The 19,100-nt window shown below is 61.3% G+C and carries 13 protein-coding genes; 5 read left to right on the top strand and 8 right to left on the bottom strand.

What is annotated here, in order from left to right; genetic code table 11:
• Positions 1-30 precede the first annotated feature (30 nt).
• Together C4J87_RS15350 and C4J87_RS15345 are read right to left on the bottom strand one after the other, a co-directional pair.
• The gene (locus tag C4J87_RS15350) at positions 31-1,638 is read right to left on the bottom strand and encodes a carboxyl transferase domain-containing protein (protein WP_124367479.1); all 1,608 of its coding nucleotides are present in this window, start codon (positions 1,636-1,638) and stop codon (positions 31-33) included.
• Positions 1,639-1,649: 11 nt separating this feature from the next.
• The gene (locus tag C4J87_RS15345; RefSeq protein ID WP_124367478.1) at positions 1,650-2,813 is read right to left on the bottom strand and encodes an isovaleryl-CoA dehydrogenase; all 1,164 of its coding nucleotides are present in this window, start codon (positions 2,811-2,813) and stop codon (positions 1,650-1,652) included.
• 150 nt (positions 2,814-2,963) lie between these two features.
• On the opposite strand from C4J87_RS15345, the gene C4J87_RS15340 reads away from it, so the two are divergent.
• Entirely contained in the window at positions 2,964-4,595 is a 1,632-nt protein-coding gene (locus tag C4J87_RS15340) for an AMP-binding protein (protein ID WP_124367477.1), read from the top strand.
• Positions 4,596-5,165: 570 nt separating this feature from the next.
• Here the strand turns inward: C4J87_RS15340 and C4J87_RS15335 are convergent.
• The 3 genes from C4J87_RS15335 to C4J87_RS15325 all read right to left on the bottom strand — a co-directional run bounded on the left by C4J87_RS15335 (position 5,166) and on the right by C4J87_RS15325 (position 7,524).
• Positions 5,166-6,065 carry a hydroxymethylglutaryl-CoA lyase gene (locus C4J87_RS15335; protein ID WP_124363352.1) on the bottom strand — a complete coding sequence of 300 codons (900 nt, stop codon included), beginning with the start codon at positions 6,063-6,065 and terminating at the stop codon, positions 5,166-5,168.
• A gap of 16 nt (positions 6,066-6,081) precedes the next feature.
• On the bottom strand, positions 6,082-6,474 hold the full coding sequence (locus C4J87_RS15330; RefSeq protein ID WP_124367476.1) for a MerR family DNA-binding transcriptional regulator: 393 nt from the start codon (positions 6,472-6,474) through the stop codon (positions 6,082-6,084).
• A 114-nt stretch (positions 6,475-6,588) separates the two neighbouring features.
• Positions 6,589-7,524: a LysR family transcriptional regulator gene (locus C4J87_RS15325; protein ID WP_124367475.1), complete on the bottom strand. Its 936-nt coding sequence runs from the start codon at positions 7,522-7,524 to the stop codon at positions 6,589-6,591.
• Positions 7,525-7,675: 151 nt separating this feature from the next.
• Here C4J87_RS15325 and C4J87_RS15320 point away from each other — a divergent pair, with 151 nt between their 5' ends.
• Positions 7,676-8,905, top strand: coding sequence for an acyl-CoA dehydrogenase (locus tag C4J87_RS15320; RefSeq protein ID WP_124363349.1), 1,230 nt, complete (start codon positions 7,676-7,678; stop codon positions 8,903-8,905).
• A 121-nt stretch (positions 8,906-9,026) separates the two neighbouring features.
• Here the strand turns inward: C4J87_RS15320 and C4J87_RS15315 are convergent, their stop codons facing one another.
• Both C4J87_RS15315 and xthA read right to left on the bottom strand, forming a co-directional pair.
• Positions 9,027-10,358 (bottom strand): substrate-binding domain-containing protein, encoded by a 1,332-nt coding sequence (locus tag C4J87_RS15315; protein WP_124367474.1) that lies wholly within the window; start codon positions 10,356-10,358, stop codon positions 9,027-9,029.
• Between the two features lie 198 nt (positions 10,359-10,556).
• Entirely contained in the window at positions 10,557-11,369 is an 813-nt protein-coding gene (gene xthA, locus C4J87_RS15310; RefSeq protein WP_124363347.1) for an exodeoxyribonuclease III, read from the bottom strand.
• A 169-nt stretch (positions 11,370-11,538) separates the two neighbouring features.
• On the opposite strand from xthA, the gene C4J87_RS15305 reads away from it, so the two are divergent.
• The 3 genes from C4J87_RS15305 to C4J87_RS15295 all read left to right on the top strand — a co-directional run bounded on the left by C4J87_RS15305 (position 11,539) and on the right by C4J87_RS15295 (position 17,667).
• Positions 11,539-12,189 carry an N-acetyltransferase gene (locus tag C4J87_RS15305; RefSeq protein ID WP_124367473.1) on the top strand — a complete coding sequence of 217 codons (651 nt, stop codon included), beginning with the start codon at positions 11,539-11,541 and terminating at the stop codon, positions 12,187-12,189.
• Positions 12,190-12,253: 64 nt separating this feature from the next.
• Positions 12,254-13,981 carry an autotransporter assembly complex family protein gene (locus C4J87_RS15300; RefSeq protein ID WP_124367472.1) on the top strand — a complete coding sequence of 576 codons (1,728 nt, stop codon included), beginning with the start codon at positions 12,254-12,256 and terminating at the stop codon, positions 13,979-13,981.
• The gene (locus C4J87_RS15295; protein ID WP_124367471.1) at positions 13,981-17,667 is read left to right on the top strand and encodes a translocation/assembly module TamB domain-containing protein; all 3,687 of its coding nucleotides are present in this window, start codon (positions 13,981-13,983) and stop codon (positions 17,665-17,667) included. The genes C4J87_RS15300 and C4J87_RS15295 overlap by 1 nt, the downstream gene beginning before the upstream one ends.
• A gap of 136 nt (positions 17,668-17,803) precedes the next feature.
• Here C4J87_RS15295 and C4J87_RS15290 read toward each other — a convergent pair whose 3' ends face one another.
• Positions 17,804-18,952 carry a DDE-type integrase/transposase/recombinase gene (locus tag C4J87_RS15290; RefSeq protein ID WP_124365247.1) on the bottom strand — a complete coding sequence of 383 codons (1,149 nt, stop codon included), beginning with the start codon at positions 18,950-18,952 and terminating at the stop codon, positions 17,804-17,806.
• Positions 18,953-19,100 lie beyond the last annotated feature (148 nt).

Below are 19,100 nucleotides of genomic sequence, written 5' to 3'. Positions count from 1 at the left end.
GTTTTTCGCGAGCGAGCTCGCTCCTACAGGTTACATGCGGAACACGCCGAAGCGGCTCGGCTCGATAGGGGCATTCAGCGCGGCGGACAGCGCCAGGGCCAGCACATCGCGGGTCTGCAGCGGATCGATGACGCCGTCATCCCACAAGCGTGCGCTGGAATAATAGGGGTGGCCCTGGGTTTCATACTGGTCGAGGATCGGCTGCTTGATCGCCGCTTCATCGCTGGCACTGAATGCCAAGCCTGCGCGCTCTGCCTGCTCGCGCTTGACCTGCACCAGCACGCCCGCCGCCTGTTCGGCGCCCATCACGCCGATGCGTGCGTTGGGCCACATCCACAGGAAACGCGGGTCATAGGCGCGACCGCACATGCCGTAGTTACCGGCGCCGAAACTGCCGCCGATAATCACCGTGAACTTCGGCACCTTGGCACAGGCCACCGCCGTGACCAACTTGGCGCCATGCTTGGCGATACCGCCGGCTTCGTACTTCTGGCCGACCATGAAGCCGGTGATGTTCTGCAGGAACAGCAGCGGAATCCCGCGTTGGCAGGCCAACTCGATAAAGTGCGCGCCTTTTTGCGCGGCTTCGGCGAACAGGATCCCGTTGTTGGCCAGGATCGCCACCGGATAGCCGTGCAGGTGCGCAAAGCCACAGACCAGGGTGGCGCCGAACAGCGCCTTGAACTCATCGAATACCGAACCGTCCACCAGCCGGGCGATCACTTCGCGCACGTCGAACGGCTGCTTGGCATCGGCCGGGATCACGCCGTAAAGCTCTTCGCGGCTGTACAGCGGCGCCACTGGCGGACGTTGGCGCAACTCACCCAGCTTGCGCCAATTGAGGTTGGCCACGCTGCGACGGGCCAGGGCCAGGGCGTGTTCATCGTTGTCGGCATAGTGGTCGGCCACGCCGGAAATCCTGCAGTGCACATCGGCACCGCCGAGGTCTTCGGCGCTGACCACTTCGCCGGTGGCGGCCTTCACCAGCGGCGGGCCGGCGAGGAAGATGGTCGCTTGCTGGCGCACCATGATCGCTTCGTCGGCCATCGCCGGTACATACGCGCCACCGGCCGTGCACGAGCCCATCACCACGGCAATCTGCGGGATGCCCTGGGCGCTCATGTTCGCCTGGTTGAAGAAGATCCGCCCGAAGTGCTCACGGTCCGGGAACACTTCGTCCTGGCGCGGCAGGTTGGCTCCGCCGGAGTCCACCAGGTAAATGCACGGCAGGCGGTTCTGCTCGGCGATGGTCTGGGCGCGCAAGTGTTTTTTGACGGTCAGCGGGTAATAGGAGCCGCCTTTGACGGTGGCATCATTGGCGACGATCATGCATTCGACGCCTTCCACGCGGCCGATGCCGGCAATCACACCGGCGGCCGGCACATCTTCGCCATACACCTGATGGGCGGCCAACTGGCTCAATTCGAGGAACGGCGAGCCCGGGTCGAGCAAGCGATCGATGCGCTCGCGCGGCAGCAGCTTGCCGCGTGAGGTGTGGCGTTCCTGGGCCTTGGCGCCGCCGCCTTGTTGGACCTGGGCGAGCAGGTTGTGCAGCGCGTTGACCTGTTGGCGCATCGCCGCGCTGTTGGCGATAAATTCCGCCGAGCGTGGGTTGAGCTGGGTGTGCAGGGTGGCCATGGGCGCGCTCCTCAGCGGGTTTCGTTGAACAGTTCGCGACCGATCAACATCCGTCGAATTTCACTGGTGCCGGCGCCGATTTCGTACAGCTTGGCGTCCCGCAGCAGGCGCCCGGCGGGGAATTCATTGATGTAGCCGTTGCCGCCCAGGATCTGGATCGCATCGAGGGCCATTTGCGTGGCGCGCTCGGCGCTATAGAGGATCACCCCGGCCGCATCCTTGCGCGTGGTTTCACCGCGCTCGCAGGCCTGGGCCACCGCGTAGAGGTAGGCGCGGCTGGCGTTGAGCTGGGTGTACATATCGGCGACCTTGCCCTGGATCAGCTGGAATTCGCCAATGCTCTGGCCGAACTGCTTGCGGTCGTGGATGTAGGGCACGATCAGGTCCATGCAGGCCTGCATGATGCCGGTGGGGCCGCCGGAGAGCACCACGCGCTCGTAGTCGAGGCCGCTCATCAGCACTTTGACGCCGCCGTTGAGCACGCCGAGGATATTTTCCTCGGGGACGTGCACGTCATCGAAAAACAGCTCGCAGGTGTTGGAGCCGCGCATGCCCAGCTTGTCGAACTTGTTGCTGCGGCTGAAGCCTTTCCAGTCACGCTCGACGATGAACGCGGTGATGCCGTGGGCACCCTTTTCCAGGTCGGTCTTGGCGTAGATCACGTAGGTGTGGGCATCGGGCCCGTTGGTGATCCAGGTCTTGCTGCCGTTGAGCACGTAAGCGTCACCCTGCTTGTCGGCGCGCAGTTTCATCGAGACCACGTCGGAGCCGGCATTCGGCTCGCTCATGGCCAGCGCGCCGATGTGCTCGCCGCTGATCAGCTTGGGCAGGTACTTGAGTTTTTGTTCGTGGCTGCCGTTGCGGTTGATCTGGTTGACGCACAGGTTGGAGTGAGCGCCATACGACAACGCCACCGAGGCCGAGCCACGGCTGATTTCTTCCATGCTCACCACGTGCGCCAGGTAACCCAGGCCGGCACCGCCGTACTCTTCCGGCACGGTGATGCCCAGCAGGCCCATATCGCCGAACTTGCGCCACAGGTCGGCGGGGAACAGGTTGTCGATGTCGATCTGGGCAGCGCGGGGAGCAATTTCCTTGGCCACGAAGGCCTGCACCTGGTCGCGCAGCATGTCGATGGTCTCACCGAGGGCGAAGTTCAGGGACGGGTAACTCATGGACAGACACCTTAATGTGAGCTTTTGTTGTTGTGTCGGCGAGGCGCGGAGGAGGGCGCTTACCTTTACGTTAACGTAAGCTTGCGTTGAGGCGCTGTCAATCGTAGTTTACGTTTACGTCAACCTACAAAAAAGACAACAGGGGCCGTTATGGATCAACCGAACCTGAGCTACAGCCGTGGCTCCCAGGACAAGACCTTGCTGGCCGAGACCATTGGCCAGGCCTTTGATCGGACTGTCGCACGCTATCCCGAGGGTGAAGCGCTGGTGGTGCGTCATCAGCACTGCCGCTACACCTGGCGGCAACTGGCCGAGACGGTGCAAGTGCATGCCCGTGCGTTCATGGCCCTGGGGATGCAGGTCGGCGACCGCCTGGGTATCTGGGCGCCCAACTGCGCCGAATGGCTGATCTGCCAGGTGGCAAGCGCCAAGCTCGGAGTGATCCTGGTCAATATCAACCCGGCGTACCGCAGCAGTGAATTGGAATACGTGCTCAAGCAATCCGGCTGCGCGCGGCTGGTGTGCGCCGGTTCGTTCAAGACCTCCGATTACCACGCCATGCTGCAAGCGCTCCAGCCCGACCTGCGCGCCATCGTCAGTCTCGACCCCGACCCGCCCGCAGGATTCCTGCCTTGGTCACACCTGTCGGCGTTGGCGGCGCAGGTTGCGCCTGAACAACTGCACGCTCGCCAAGCCGGCCTGCACGCCGACCAACCGGTCAATATCCAGTACACCTCCGGCACCACCGGTTTCCCCAAGGGCGCCACCCTCAGTCACCACAACATTCTCAATAACGGCTACATGGTCGGCCAAAGCCTTGGCCTTACGGCGCACGACCGCCTGGTGATCCCGGTGCCGCTTTACCATTGCTTCGGCATGGTGATGGGTAACCTTGGCTGCATCACCCACGGCACCACCATGATCTACCCCAATGACGGCTTCGACCCACTGCTCACGCTTACCGCCGTCGCCGAAGAACGCGCCACGGGCTTGTACGGCGTGCCGACCATGTTCATTGCGCTGCTCGATCACCCGCGCCTTGGCGAATTCGACTTATCCAGCCTGCGTACCGGGATCATGGCCGGGTCGACCTGCCCGATCGAGGTGATGCGCCGCGTCATTGGCCAGTTGCACATGAGTGAAGTGCAGATTGCCTATGGCATGACCGAAACCAGCCCGGTGTCGTTGCAGACCGGCGCGGATGACGACCTGGAACGCCGCGTGACCACCGTGGGCCGCACCCAGCCGCAGCTGGAAAACAAGATCATCGACGCTGACGGCAACACGGTGCCACGCGGTGAGACAGGCGAACTGTGCACGCGCGGCTACAGCGTGATGCTCGGCTACTGGAACAACCCCGAGGGCACCCGCGATGCTATCGACGCGGAGGGCTGGATGCACACCGGTGACCTTGCGACCATGGACGAGCATGGCTATGTGTGCATCGCCGGGCGCAACAAGGACATGATCATTCGCGGTGGTGAGAACGTGTATCCACGCGAGCTTGAGGAGTTTTTCTTCACCCATCCGGCAGTGGCCGATGTGCAGGTCATCGGTATTCCCGATGAGCGCTATGGTGAGGAAATTGTCGCCTGGATCAAACTCCACCCAGGCCATGTGGCGAGCGAACTGGAACTGCAAACCTGGTGCAAGGGCCGCATCGCACACTTCAAGATGCCCAGGCACTTCAAGTTCGTAGACGCGTTTCCAATGACGGTGACGGGCAAGATCCAGAAATTCCGCATGCGCGAAATCTCGATTGAAGAGCTGCAGGCGCGCTAGATCGTTCCCACGCAGAGCGTGGGAACGATCAGCCAGAAAGCACAAAGGGGACCCGAAGGTCCCCTTTAATTTGTCGTTGCGTGCTCTTTTTTTATTATTGAGGGGCGGTTTATTGTTGTTTTTGGCAACCGTTACCCTTTACCGCTGTTTTGGCGACCCCCATCCGGGGTCAAGAGCAAACGTATTTTTTTGAACGCTGATCTGCTTCTTCGTAAACGATCCAACCAGTGGGCAGCTACCTGAGGTAGTTTTATTTTTCTCTGACCGGTTGCGGGTTTCGGCATGCCGTACCCTGCGAAGCACATCTTCTCCAAAAAAATCTGTTAGCTGCGTCTCTGCCGTGTTGTTTTTGTTATGTCAGAGTCGTTTCGTCTTATTTTTATTAGGTTTGGCGCTTTTTATTTTTGTTATGCAGGAGAGATAGCAGAAGCCGTGCCAACTTTTTAAATTCCTTTAAAATCAAGCAGTTGATTTTTTAGCACGTCATATCTTTCAAAAAACGCGACGGATTCTGTTCCCTCGTTACCCGCTGTGTCGGCGTGCGGTAACACATTGTCACATCCGTGCTACTCAACCGGCGTTACGCGCCTTCGCCACCCGTGAGCCGCTCGCCCGTCCCAGCACCTGGCTGATGTGCTGGCCTGCGTCAATCAAGCGTTCCAGGTCGATACCCGTGTCGATCCCCAGCCCATTGAGCAGGTACACCACATCCTCGGTGGCGACGTTACCGCTCGCGCCCTTGGCATAAGGGCAGCCGCCGAGGCCCGCGATAGAGCTGTCGAATACCTGGATACCTTCCAGCAGGCTGGCATAGATATTGGCGATCGCCTGGCCGTAGGTGTCATGGAAATGCCCTGCGAGCTTGTCGCGTGGCACCTGTGCACCGACCACCTCGAACAGCCGCCGGGTCGCGCCGGCCGTGCCGGTGCCGATGGTGTCGCCCAGGGACACTTCATAGCAGCCCATGGCATACAGTTCGCGGGCGACCGCCGCGACCTGCTGCGCGGCGATTTCGCCTTCATAGGGGCAACCCAACACACACGACACATACCCGCGCACGCTGACCCCATGCTGCCGGGCCGCCGCCATGATCGGTGCAAACCGCTCCAGGCTCTCGCTGATGGAGCAGTTGATATTGCGTTGGGAAAACGCTTCGGACGCCGCCGCAAATACCGCGACTTCCTTGACCCCAGCCGCCAGCGCATCTTCAAAGCCGCGCAGGTTCGGCGCCAGCGCACCGTAGGTCACGCCAGGCTTGCGCTGGATCTGCGCGAACACCTCGGCGGAGCCGGCCATCTGCGGCACCCATTTGGGCGACACGAAACTGCCGACCTCGATATAGCTCAAGCCGGCGCCGCTCAAGGCGTCCACCAACCGCACCTTGTCGGCCACGCTGATCGGCTGGGCTTCGTTCTGCAAACCGTCGCGCGGGCCGACTTCCACCAGGCGTACGTGTGAGGGGAGGGACATGACGGTTACCTTCTGATCAATGGCCGGCCTGGCTCATGGTAGTTGCCAGGGCCTGGGTGCAGCGCTCTTCGGCGGTGTCCAGTTCCAGCTTCATCTGTTCGATATCCAGCAACTGTTGCTCGAGCTGCTCGCGGCGTTCAGCGATTTTTGCGAGCATGCTGTTGAGTTGGACGTGGTTGCCGCTGGTGGGGTCATAGAGTTCGATCAGCTCGCGGCATTCAGCCAGGGAGAAGCCGATGCGCTTGCCGCGCAGAATCAGCTTGAGGCTGACCTTGTCCCGCGCCGAGTAGATACGCTCCTGGCCCCGACGTTCCGGGGCCAGCAGGCCTTGTTCCTCATAGAAGCGAATGGCGCGGGTGGTGATATCGAGCTCGCGGGCTAGGTCGGAGATGCTGTAGGTGGTGCTCATGGCGGTGCTCAAGAAGGTCTTGGCGCTAAGCTAATTGCAGGTTGACGTAAACGTCAAGGGCTGCTGCACAGCCCATCGGGGGCAAGCCCCCTCCCACAGGAGAACTCCTCCACCTCAGACTTGTTGTTTATCCAGCTTTTTTTCGTGGGCCGTCACCTGCTGGCACAACTCGATCATCTGCTCGCGCATCCAGCGGTTGGCCGGGTCCTGGTCGGTGCTTTCGTGCCAGTACAGGTGGGTTTCCACCGCTGGCACATCATTGACCGGCAGGTTGAACCAGTGCAGTTCATGGCGGCGGGCGAAGCGTTCGGGTACGGTCATGACCATGTCGGTCTGCTGCAATACCTGCGACGCCATCAGGTAGTGCTGGGAGCGCAGGGCGATCTTGCGCTGGATGCCCATCTTGCCCAGGGCCAGGTCGACATGGCCCAGGCCGTTGCGGCGGCTGGAAATATGGATATGGGTCAGGGACAGGTAGTCATCCAGGGTGAATTTGTCCTTGCCTGCCATCGGATGGCCCTTGCGCATGGCGCACACGTAGCGGTCTTCCATCAGCTTGACGTGACGCACCTGCGGGTCGGTGTTGAGCGGCGCATCCACGGCAAAGTCCAGGCGCCCGGCGGCCAGCTCCTTGGTGGTTTCGCGGCGTTTGGACAAAAAACTCTCGATGACCACCGTCGGCGCCAGGCGACGCAGGCGCTGGAACAGCGCTGGCAGAATGACCGCTTCGGTCAGGTCGGTCATGCTGATGCGGTAGGTCTTGGCCGCCTGTTGCGGATTGAAAATCCGGCTTTCCTGCACTGAAACCCGCAGCAACGACAACGCATTACGCACCGGGCCGATGATGTTCTGTGCCATCGGCGTGGGCACCATGCCCTGGGCGGTGCGCACGAACAGCGGGTCGTTGAAGGTCTCGCGCAGGCGTGCCAGCGCATTGGACACCGCCGGCTGGGTGATGCCGACAATCTGCCCGGCGCGGGTCAGGTTGGCTTCGGTATAGATCGCGTCGAAGACGATAAAGAGGTTGAGGTCGACCTTGCTCAGATTCATGTCGTTGCACTCTTATTGTTAGGTATTCATACGCCGATCATATATCGGTGATGAATGTTAATACACGCCGAGAATAGGCTAGGTAAATTATCAGCGCTGTTCTAGCATCGATTGCATGACTTAAACAACCTCTCAGAGAAGGGAGCTGCTCATGGATTTCGCCTATTCGCCCAAGGTTCAGGAACTGCGTGAACGCGTCAGCGCATTCATGGACGCTTACGTCTACCCGGCCGAGCCGGTGTTCGAACGCCAGGTCAGCGAAGGTGACCGCTGGCAGCCCACCGCGATCATGGAAGAACTCAAAGCCCGGGCCAAAGCCGAAGGGTTGTGGAACCTGTTCCTGCCGGAATCCGAGCTGGGCGCCGGCCTGAGCAACCTCGAATACGCACCGCTGGCCGAAATCATGGGCCGCTCGCTGTTGGGCCCGGAACCGTTCAATTGCTCCGCCCCCGACACCGGCAACATGGAAGTGCTGGTGCGCTACGCCAATGAAGAGCAGAAACAACGCTGGCTTGAACCGCTGCTGCGCGGTGAGATTCGTTCCGCCTTCGCCATGACCGAGCCGGACGTGGCCTCCTCGGACGCTACCAACATGGCCGCCCGCGCCGAACGCCAGGGCGATGAATGGGTGATCAACGGCAAGAAGTGGTGGACCTCCGGCGCCTGCGACCCGCGCTGCAAGATCCTGATCTTCATGGGCCTGAGCAACCCGGATGCACCACGCCACCAACAGCATTCGATGATCCTGGTACCGGTGGATACCCCCGGCGTAAAAATCCTGCGCCCGCTGCCGGTGTTCGGCTACGACGACGCGCCCCACGGTCACGCCGAAGTGCTGTTCGACAACGTGCGCGTGCCGTACGAAAACGTACTGCTCGGTGAAGGTCGTGGGTTTGAGATCGCCCAGGGCCGCCTCGGCCCTGGCCGTATCCACCACTGCATGCGCTCCATCGGCATGGCCGAGCGCGCGTTGGAATTGATGTGCAAGCGCTCGGTCAGCCGCAGCGCATTCGGCAAGCCCCTGGCGCGCCTGGGGGGCAATATCGACAAGATCGCCGACTCGCGCATGGAGATTGATATGGCGCGGCTGCTGACCTTGAAAGCGGCGTACATGATGGACACCGTGGGGAATAAAGTCGCGAAAAGCGAAATCGCCCAGATCAAGGTGGTCGCGCCGAACGTGGCACTGAAGGTGATCGACCGTGCGATCCAGATTCACGGCGGTGCCGGTGTGTCCAATGACTTCCCGCTGGCCTATATGTACGCCATGCAACGCACCCTGCGCCTGGCCGACGGCCCGGACGAAGTGCACCGCGCGGCGATCGGCAAGTTCGAGATTGGCAAGTATGTGCCCAAGGAGTTGATGCGCGGCGGGCAGTAGCACCGCGTCGCCTGCCATCGGGAGCAAGCCCCCTCCCACACTTAGATTTGTGAATACAGTCAAAATGTGGGAGGGGGCTTGCTCCCGATGAGGCCAGTCCAAGCACCACAAACCCCAAGATTCAGTACACCCAAACCTCCACCCGCCGATTCTTGATCCGCCCCTCATCCTCGGTATTCGCCGCCACCGGCATCTGCGCGCCAAACCCGCGAATATCACGCAGCACCACGCCGCTTTTCACCAGTTCCCTGCGCACCGCCATCGCCCGCAACTTGGACAGCAGGGCCGCCCGCTGCGGATCATTCTTGGCATCGCCGAAGCCCACCAGCGTCACCTGCTTGTGCAGTTTGTCGTGGCTTTCCAGATACGCCACCACCCGCTGCACATCCTGGCGCGCCTTGTTGTCCAGGCTGGCGCTGCCTTCCTCGAAACGAAAATTCACAGTCAGGCGCTGGGCGCTGCGCGCAATCGCCTGATACGCCTCGGGCATCGAGGCGCGTGGGGCTACGCCAATCGCCTGCACATGCTGGGCGACAAAGCCGTTGGCCGCCACGATCGCCTGGCCCTGATCGCTTTGGGCAAAGTCCACCAAGGCCTTGGCCCAGGGATTACGCGTCGCCGGCGGCAGATAAAAGTACAACCGCCGTGACAGCGGGTAATCCTCGGTGGCGATCAGGCTGTTCAGCGCCGGCATCGGTTGCGAGTCGCCATCGACAATCGCCACGGCCTTGGCTTGGCGTACGTAGGGCAGGCCGATAAAACCGATGCCTTGGGGGTCTTGGCTGACCGCATCGGACAGCGCTTCGCTGGACTCGAAACGGCGAGCTGACGTGGCCAGCGGTTTGCCGCGTCGGTTCAGCACCAGCTCCTTGAAGGTGTCATAGGTGCCGGACTGATCGTCCCGCGCATACAGATGAATGGCTGCGCCACTGCCGCCGAGTGTTTCCCAGGTGCTGATCTCGCCATTGAAAATCTGCGCCAGTTGCTCGGTGTTGAGGCTGTTCAGCGGATTACGCGGGTTAAGGATGATCGCCAGGCCATCAATGGCAATCACGTGTTCGGCGCCGGGGCTTTTCAGGTCGCCGAGGGGCGCGAGGGCTAGCCGTTCGCTGTCCTTGATCGGGCGGGACGAGGCGGCCAGGTCGGCGCTGTGGTTTTTCAGCGCGGCAAACCCGGTGCTGGAACCATGGGCGGCGACCTCGACCCTCACGGTTTTGCCCTCACGGGTCGTGCCGATCACACGCTGTTCATTTGCGCTCTCGGCGGGTTCGCTGTGCACGCCTTGCAAACCCTGCTGCTCCATCAAGCCCCTGACCAATGCCGGCACCAAACCCGCGCCAATGGTGTTGGAGCCCTGGATACGCAATGCCGGGCCTTGGTCAGGCAGGGGCAGCGGGGCGGACACTGCGAAGAAAGGGAAAAGGGCCAGCAGTAATAGAACGCGCAGCATCATGCCGACACCTTCGTCAGCCAAAGGGAGTGCCGCGAGATTAAGTCAGTTGGATTGCAGCAATGTGACTGACACACCATGGGTCAAAATGTGGGAGGGGGCTTGCTCCCGATGGCGGTGTATCAGCTACAGATCAGCTGGCTGACACACTGCTATCGGGAGCAAGCCCCCTCCCACATTGACCGAGTAGAGTCAGAGAAATCAGCTCAACTCCAACCAGATCGGCGCATGGTCCGACGGTTTTTCCAATGCGCGCAAATCGTAATCCACTCCCGCGTCCTTGAGCCGAGGCACCAGGCCGGTGGAGGCCATGATCACGTCGATGCGCAGCCCGCGCTTGGGCTCATCCTCAAAGCCACGACTGCGGTAATCGAACCAGCTGAAGCGGTCGGTCACCTCAGGATTCAAGTGCCGGAAGCTGTCCACCAGCCCCCAGTTTTTCAGGCGGGCCATCCATTCGCGCTCTTCCGGCAGGAAGCTGCACTTGCCGGTTTTCAGCCAGCGTTTGGCATTGTCGGCGCCGATGCCGATGTCGCAGTCCTGCGGGGAAATATTCACGTCGCCCATCACCACCAGTGCCTGGTCATTGCTGAACTGGCTCTCCAACAGCTGTTGCAGGTCTTCGTAGAAACGCTGCTTGGCCGGGAATTTGGTGGGGTGGTCGCGGCTTTCGCCTTGGGGAAAGTAGCCGTTCATGACAGTGACCGGGTGGCCGTTCTCGTCGGCGAAGGTGCCCCAGATGAAACGGCGCTGGGCGTCTTCTTCATCGCTGGCAAAGCCTTTGTGCAGGCTCAACGCCTCTTTGCGCGAGAGCAGGGCCACGCCGTAATGTCCTTTCTGGCCATGGTAATAAACGTGATAGCCCAGCGCCTGGACTTCGGCCAGCGGGAACTGGTCATCGTGGACCTTGGTTTCCTGCAGGCCAATGACATCCGGTTGATGCTTTTCAATCAGCGCCGCCAGCTGATGAGGGCGGGCACGCAGCCCGTTGATATTGAAGGAGACGATTTTCATGGTCGGCAGTCCAGTCTGGCAAAAGGGCGATGCTAGCCGACAAGTCGGACGGCGGCCAGCGTGGCGGTAGGGCGCATGCGCTGCTACTGTCTGGGAACGACTGGCGCTGCGCAGGTTCGTACCCATAAGAACGCCACCTTTTTGAGTGGCGTCCAGGAGATTGACTGTTATGCCTGACACTTCGACGGCCGCTGCCGAAATCCGTGTGCTCAATAGCGGCTATTCCCGCGAAGCGCGTTCCCTGCTGTACCAGGCCTACCGTCACGAACCGACCTTCGCCTACATCTTCGAGGCCGAGCGCCCCGGTTATGAACAGCGGGTACGCGCCACCGTGCGCGAGCTGGTCAAGCAACATTTCTTCCAGAAGCTTCCCGCCATTGGCCTGTTCGTCAACGACCGTCTGGTCGGCGTTGCCCTGATCGCCCCGCCGCAACGGCGCCTGGGCATCACCGAGAGCTGGGCCTGGCAAATCCGCATGTGGCTGAGCACCGGAGTACGCGGCACGCGGCGTTATCTTGAATACCATCAGGCCGTCCTGGCGTGCCTGCCCAGCGAGTCGGTGCATGTGTTGCCATTGCTGGGCATTCACCCGCAGTTGCAGGGCCACCACTACGGCGAACAATTGCTTGAAGCGGTTCACAATTGGTGCGCCGAAGACCCGCACTCATCGGGCGTGGTGCTCGACACGGGCAATTCCCGTTACCTGGAGTTCTATAAGCGCCAGGGCTATGAGGAAATCGGTGAAATTGCCGTAGGACCTGTACTGGAGCATGTGTTTTTCCATCCCAACCCCCAGCCGTTAAGTGCTGCAGCGACTTGAGACAGAATTATTCAGACAAATCCGGGTTCAAAGTTCCTCTCTCGCTCGTGTAGCATCCGCGCCTATGAAGTTTCCAGGAAGATTTACCAGCGGCTTGATCCTGCTGTTCACAAGCTGCGGCGCATGGGCGCAAAGCGAATTGGACGTGCGGATCAAGCCCTCTAACGACGCGCTGAAAGCCAACATCGAAGGCTACATCGGCGGGGTGGGCGATCGTGATGAAGAAGCGCTGCTGCGGTTCAGCCGTGGCGCCGAGGAGCAGGCGCGCAAAGCGGCCCAGGCCCTGGGCTTCTATCAGCCACAGATCGCCAGCGATGTGCAGGGCGGCAAGAACCCGCGCCTGATTCTCACCATCGACCCCGGCGAGCCCGTGCATTTGCGCAACGTCACCCTGCGGGTCGACGGCCCGGCGGCGAACCTCAAGGCGTTTCGCGTGCCTGCCAGTGACGATCTCAAGCCCGGCGCAGTGCTCAACCACGGCCATTACGATGATGCCAAGCGTCTGATCCAGAACCAGGCCTCGCGCTACGGCTTTTTCAGCGGGCGCTTTACGCGTCAGACACTCTCCGTCGATCCCCAGGCAGGCGTCGCCGATATCGAGCTGGTTTACGACAGCGGCCCACGCTACAGCATGGGCAAGGTCAGCTTTAGCGGCGACACTCCATTCGATGAAGAACTGCTGCAACGCATGGTGCCCTTTGAAAGTGGCACCCCTTACGACTCCGAACTGATCGCCGAACTCAACCAGAACCTGCAAGGCAGTGGCTTCTTCGACAGCGTGCGCGTGGACGCCAGCCCCACGGCCTCGACCAACGACGTAATTCCGGTGGCCGTGCAACTGGACACGCGCAAGCCACGCACGATGGGCCTGGGCCTGGGTTTTTCGACGGACGTCGGCCCGCGCGGCAAGGCCAACTGGACGCGGCACTGGGTCAATCCCCAGGGCCACAGTTATGGCTGGGAGGCCGAGCTTTCGGCGCCACGGCAGAACGTCGGCCTGTGGTATGACGTTCCGCTCGACCCACCGCTCACCGACAAATTGCGCTTCGCCGGCGGTTACCAGAATGAAGAGCTGGCCAACACCGACACCCTGAGCAAGCTGCTCACCGTCGGGCCCGAATGGCACAGTAAATTGCCCAGTGGCTGGACACGGGTTATCTCGCTCAAATACCAGCGTGAAGAGTACCGCCTGGGCAATGACTCGGGCCTGAGCAACCTGGTGATGCCGGGGATCAGCTACTCCTACCTGCGCAGCGACAATCGCATCGATCCGCACAACGGTTATCGCCTGATGTTCGACAGCAAGGTCGCCAAGGAAGGGCTCGGTTCCGACACCAATCTGCTGTACGGCACGGCCACGATCAAGGGCTTGACCACCTTGTGGGATAACCACCGGTTCCTGGGCCGCGCGCAGGTGGGCGGCAGTGCCACCAACGGCTACAAGTCGGTGCCGCCGTCGCTGCGCTTCTTTGCCGGTGGCGACCAGAGCGTGCGCGGCTATGAATACCAGACCCTGTCACCGGAAAACGATCGCGGTGACCGCATCGGCGGCCGCTATATGGTGGCGCTGAGTGCCGAGTATCAATATTCCATCGCCGACAAATGGCGGATCGCGACGTTTATCGACCAGGGCAACTCGTTCAATACCCTGGAAATGCCCAGCCTGAAAACCGGTGTCGGTGTGGGCGTGCGCTGGGTCTCGCCGGTTGGCCCGATCCGCCTCGACCTGGCCCATGCCCTGGAAGACCCGGGCGGCATTCGATTGCACTTTTCCATGGGGCCTGAGCTGTGATGCGTGGTTTGAAAATAGCGGGGCTGGTCCTGATGGCCATCCTCGCGGTGACGGTGTTGGCGCTGTGGTCGGTACTCGGAACCCAGGCGGGCAGTCGCTGGGCACTGGGCCAGGTGCCGGGTTTGAGCCTGGAAAACTTCCAGGGGCGCCTGGGCGGGCAGTGGAGCGCCGATCACCTGCTATGGCAGCAAGACAGCAGCCGCGTCGAGCTTGATGCGCCCAAGTTTGATTGGTCGCCGGGGTGCCTGTTGCGTATGACCCTGTGTATCGATCGCCTGGATGTGGAGCGGGTCAGCCTGCAATTTCCCCCCAGCGCCGAAGCGAGCAGCAGCGGGCCCATCGCGTTGCCCGACCTGAAGCTGCCGCTGGCCATCCAGTTGGGCGACGTTCGCGTCGGTAGCCTGTTGTTCAACGGCAGTGAAGAACTCAAGGGCCTGCAACTGGCGGCGCACTGGACCTCTGCAGGTATGCAGATCGACGCCGTGCACCTGCAACGGGACGGCCTGGTGCTGGACCTCGCCGGCCTGCTGCAACCTGTTGGCGACTGGCCTTTGATGGCCAGCGGTAATCTCAGCCTGCCTTACGCGCCGGGCGGCGCACCTTGGACGGTGGCCCTCAAGGTCGATGGCGACTTGCTCAAGACCCTCAAGCTCGACGCTGACAGCAGCGGCTATCTGCTGGCCAAGCTCAGTGGCGAGTTGCAGCCGCTGGTGGACAATCTGCCGGCGCAATTGCGCATCACCGCTGACGCCTTCAAACCCAGCGCCGACCTGCCCGACACCCTGCAACTCAATCAATTGGACCTGAGCGCCAAGGGCGACCTGAAACACGGTTACCAATTGCTGGGCAAAGCGGTACTGCCGGCGGAAAAAGGCCCGGTGGACCTGCTGCTGCAAGGCAAGGTCGACGCCAAGGGCGCACAGATCGCCGGCCTGGACCTGACAGCCGGCGACCAGCAAAGCCTCAAGCTCAGCGCCAACCTGGACTGGCAACAAGGTTTCAGCGCCGATGCCAAGGTCGCCTGGCTGGACTTCCCCTGGCATCGCTTGTACCCGCTGATCGACGAACCGCAGGTGACCTTGCGCACCTTCAACGGTGAAGTTTCCTATAAAGACGGCAACTACCTGGGCAACCTCAAGGCCGATCTCGACGGCCCGGCGGGCAAGTTCAACGTGGTCACGCCGTTCAGTGGCGACCTCAAGCAAATCTTCCTGCCCGAGCTCAAGTTGACAGCCGGCCAGGGCAAGGCCGAAGGCCGTTTGAACGTACAGTTCGCGGACGGCATCGCCTGGGACACCGCGTTGGATTTGACCGCGTTGAACCCGGCGTATTGGGTCGCTGAGTTGCCCGGCACCCTGGCCGGGCCGCTGCGCAGCAAAGGCGAATTCAACAACGGGCAACTCAAGCTCAACGCCGACCTTGACCTCAAGGGCCGTCTGCGCGGGCAAACCGCCGTGCTGGCCGCCAAGGCCGAAGGCGCGGGCGAACAATGGACCCTCGCCAACCTGGACATCCGCCTGGGCGACAACCGCATCAACGGCAGCGGCAGCCTGCAGCAACGCCTGGCCGGGCAGATCGACATCAAGCTGGCCCGCCTGGCCCAGCTATGGCCGCAACTGCGTGGGCAGATCAACGGCCGCGTCGATGTCACCGGCACTCTGAAAGCGCCGCAGGGCAAACTCGATCTCAAGGGCCAGCAACTGGCATTGGCCGACAACCGCCTGCAAAACCTTAACCTCAACGCGACACTGGACAGCGCCCAGCGCGCCAGGATCGACCTCAAGGGCAGCGGCATCCAGAGCGGCGAGACCCAGGTCGGTACGCTCACCGCCAGCGCCCAGGGTGATATCAAGAGCCAGAAGGTCCAACTGGATCTGGCCGGTCCTTTGCTCAAGCTGGCCCTGGCCCTGGACGGCAACCTCGATAAAGGCAACTGGCGCGGGCGCCTGGCCAGCGGCGACGTGCAAGCGGGTGGCCAGGACTGGAGGCTGCAAGCCCCGGCGAAAATCGAGCGCCTGGCCGATGGCAAGCTGACCTTTGCCGCCCACTGCTGGGTGTCCGGTGGCGCCAGCCTGTGCGGCGAAGACCAGCGCCTGATGCCCGAGCCGAAGCTGCGTTACCACCTCAAGCAATTCCCCCTCGACAGCCTCGCGGGCTTTTTGCCCAAAGACTTCGCGTGGCAGGGCAGGCTCAATGCCGACGTGCAGCTCGATCTGCCGGCCAGCGGCCCCAAAGGCGTGGTGTCGGTGGACGCCGGTGGCGGCACCCTGCGCGTCAAGGGCAAGAATCAGTGGCTGGATTTCCCGTACGACACCCTCAAGCTGGAAACCACCCTCAACCCCAAGCGCATCGACACTCAGTTGAACTTCCGTGGCGGCAAGCTCGGCGAGTTGCTGTTGCAGGCGCAGATCAATCCGCTGCCGGCCAACAAGCCGATCACCGGCAATTTCAGCCTCACCGGGCTGGACCTGGCGGTGGCGCGACCGTTCGTGCCGATGGTGGAAAAACTCACCGGCAAGCTCAATGGCAACGGGCGGATTTCCGGCGGCCTGCTCGCACCCCAGGTCAACGGTAGCGTCAATCTGGTCGACGGCGAAATCTCCGGGCCCGAGCTGCCAGTGAGCCTGGAAGGCCTGAACGTACAAGCGCTGATTGCCGGCGAAAGCGTGCAGCTTAATGGCGCCTGGCGCAGTGGCAAGGTCGGGCAGGGCAGCCTCAAGGGCGAGATCGACTGGGGCCGCGCCCTGGTGGTGGACCTGAGCCTCAAGGGTTCGCAACTGCCGGTGACGGTCGAGCCCTATGCCGTACTGGAAGTGGCGCCCGACCTGAAGATCAGCCTCAAGGACGACAAGCTGGCGATTGCCGGCAAGGTGCACATCCCGCGCGGCGATATCACCGTGCGCGAGCTGCCGCCGTCGACGGTCAAGGTGTCCGATGACACGGTGATCGTCGGCAGCCAGACCGAAGAGGGCAAGCCGCCGATGGCGATGGCCATGGATATCGACGTGGAAGTGGGCGAAGACCAACTCAACTTCGCCGGCTTCGGCCTCACCGCCAAAGTGCAAGGCCACGTGCATATCGGCGACAACATGGACACCCGTGGCGAACTGTGGCTCAACGATGGCCGTTACCGGGCCTACGGCCAGCGCCTGAATGTGCGCCGTGCGCGCCTGTTGTTCGCCGGGCCGTTGGATCAGCCGTTTCTGGATATCGAGGCGGTACGCGTGACCACCGAGTCCTCCCGCACGGTCACGGCCGGCATTCGGTTGAGCGGCAGTGCCGAGCAGCCGACCACGCAGATCTTCTCCGAGCCCGCCATGGCCCAGGAAGACGCGTTGTCCTACCTGGTGCTGGGGCGTTCGCGCACCAACAACGGTGAAGACAACAATATGCTCGCCGAAGCCGCCCTGGGCCTGGGCCTGATGGGCAGCGCTGGGGTGACCTCAGACATCGCCACCAAGTTGGGTATCCAGGATTTCGACCTGGATACCCAAGGCAGCGGCAACAGCACGGCGGTGGTGGCCAGCGGCAAGATCAACGAAAAACTCAGCCTGCGTTACGGGGTTGGGGTGTTCGAACCGGCCAATACCATCGCGTTGCGCTACCTGCTGAGCAAGAAGGTGTACCTGGAAGTCGCAACCGGCGTCGCCAGTTCGCTGGACATCTTCTACAAGCGCGATTTCTAAACACCGCTTGGTCAAAAATGTGGGAGGGGGCTTGCCCCCGATAGCGGTGGGTCAGCCAAAAAATATGCTGACTGGTCCACAGCCATCGGGGTGTAGAACCGTAGACATCGTTTACATCTGAAACCGGGGACATCGTTTACACATTTGAGGCTTGGACGCGGGTCATACCTCGCCCAAGCCTTCCCAGGGGATAATCACACAAGTACAAATCCCAAACATCATCCTCAGCCTCTTTAAGCCCTATCTGCTCCCCTGACAGCGCCTCGCTGATAAATACCAACTTGCCTTTCCACTTGATCGACCCGTCCTGCCTGACGCTTCGAACCTTCATTTCGGACGGATACGCCACATCCGGCAAGCATCCTGGGTAAATCCGGGTAGACGGCACATACACGTCCCCTGGACGCTTCATACCGAGCGCTTCATGAGGGCGCACGTAATTGAACTCATGCCTGAAATGCTCCAGCAAAAGCTGCTGCTCGATTAAGTTTTCTCCTAAAGGCAGCTCCAGTTTCAAGCTACGGTGCATCCGCTCATGGCGACCATTTTGGGCCGGTCTTCCTGGCATGGTGCGCTCCGGATAGATGCCCAGACGTATCCACCAAACTGCCAGCGTGGACATTCTTGCCAGGCCAGGAGAGGCAAACGGAACACCGTTGTCCGACCGAATAACTTCGGGCATGCCGTACTCCTCAAATAGTCTCTCAAAGGCGTGTTTAACAGGTTCAGTCTTGATCTTTGAATGAGCCCTGCACGCCAAAATCATCCGGGACGCGTGGTCTGTGATGGTCAAAGGGAAGCACATCTGCGCGTTATGCATTTTGAATTGCCCTTTGTAGTCGGCGCACCATGTCTGGTTAGGTTCGTTGGCCTCGCGCATTGCTACAGGGGAAGTACCGTGTCTGCGCTTGAAGCGCCGCTTTTGGACGAGCCCAAGTCGATCAAGCCATTGGCCTGCTGTACTTGGGGAAGGCCAGGCGATGGAGGGATCTTCAAGTCGCAATAGCTCGAGAAGCTTCTTCGGACCCCATTTATCGTGCGCCTCCTTCATCGCCACCACACGGGCCAGGATTTCATCGTCGATTTTATTGGGGCTGTTGTGAGGGCGTCGGGACAGTTCGGCTAAAGACTTTAAATCGCCATTGTGCCGGCCGATCCATTTGTCGACGGTAGGCCGACTTACGTTAAAGCGGCGCGCCAGCTGGCTTTTGGTGTAGTTACCAGAAAGCCAGTCAGCGACCAGTCTGATTCGTTGATTCATCGGAGACTCTTGGTTCCAGGGCATGATCAGTTACCTCCTGATCATGCGTATTAACCTGTAAACCATGTCCCCGGTTAGAAATGTAAACGATGTCCCCGGTTTGTACCGGGGCAAGCCCCCTCCCACATTGGTTCTTTATTTCACTCAAGCTTTCCGCCAATTACCAAGCAAC

Origin of the sequence: Pseudomonas sp. R1-43-08 (assembly GCF_003852255.1) — a bacterium.
Lineage (GTDB): Bacteria > Pseudomonadota > Gammaproteobacteria > Pseudomonadales > Pseudomonadaceae > Aquipseudomonas.
Note: the sequence above shows the minus strand (reverse complement) of the source record. Positions and strands in the feature narration are given on the sequence as shown.

What these genes read in the sequence shown, in the direction of transcription:
- C4J87_RS15305 (WP_124367473.1), top strand. Translation starts at nt 11,539, where the DNA reads ATGCCTGACACTTCGACGGCCGCTGCCGAAATCCGTGTGCTCAATAGC.
- xthA (WP_124363347.1), bottom strand. Translation starts at nt 11,369, where the DNA reads ATGAAAATCGTCTCCTTCAATATCAACGGGCTGCGTGCCCGCCCTCAT.
- C4J87_RS15335 (WP_124363352.1), bottom strand. Translation starts at nt 6,065, where the DNA reads ATGTCCCTCCCCTCACACGTACGCCTGGTGGAAGTCGGCCCGCGCGAC.
- C4J87_RS15295 (WP_124367471.1), top strand. Translation starts at nt 13,981, where the DNA reads ATGCGTGGTTTGAAAATAGCGGGGCTGGTCCTGATGGCCATCCTCGCG.
- C4J87_RS15340 (WP_124367477.1), top strand. Translation starts at nt 2,964, where the DNA reads ATGGATCAACCGAACCTGAGCTACAGCCGTGGCTCCCAGGACAAGACC.
- C4J87_RS15330 (WP_124367476.1), bottom strand. Translation starts at nt 6,474, where the DNA reads ATGAGCACCACCTACAGCATCTCCGACCTAGCCCGCGAGCTCGATATC.
- C4J87_RS15315 (WP_124367474.1), bottom strand. Translation starts at nt 10,358, where the DNA reads ATGATGCTGCGCGTTCTATTACTGCTGGCCCTTTTCCCTTTCTTCGCA.
- C4J87_RS15345 (WP_124367478.1), bottom strand. Translation starts at nt 2,813, where the DNA reads ATGAGTTACCCGTCCCTGAACTTCGCCCTCGGTGAGACCATCGACATG.
- C4J87_RS15325 (WP_124367475.1), bottom strand. Translation starts at nt 7,524, where the DNA reads ATGAATCTGAGCAAGGTCGACCTCAACCTCTTTATCGTCTTCGACGCG.
- C4J87_RS15290 (WP_124365247.1), bottom strand. Translation starts at nt 18,952, where the DNA reads ATGCCCTGGAACCAAGAGTCTCCGATGAATCAACGAATCAGACTGGTC.
- C4J87_RS15300 (WP_124367472.1), top strand. Translation starts at nt 12,254, where the DNA reads ATGAAGTTTCCAGGAAGATTTACCAGCGGCTTGATCCTGCTGTTCACA.
- C4J87_RS15350 (WP_124367479.1), bottom strand. Translation starts at nt 1,638, where the DNA reads ATGGCCACCCTGCACACCCAGCTCAACCCACGCTCGGCGGAATTTATC.
- C4J87_RS15320 (WP_124363349.1), top strand. Translation starts at nt 7,676, where the DNA reads ATGGATTTCGCCTATTCGCCCAAGGTTCAGGAACTGCGTGAACGCGTC.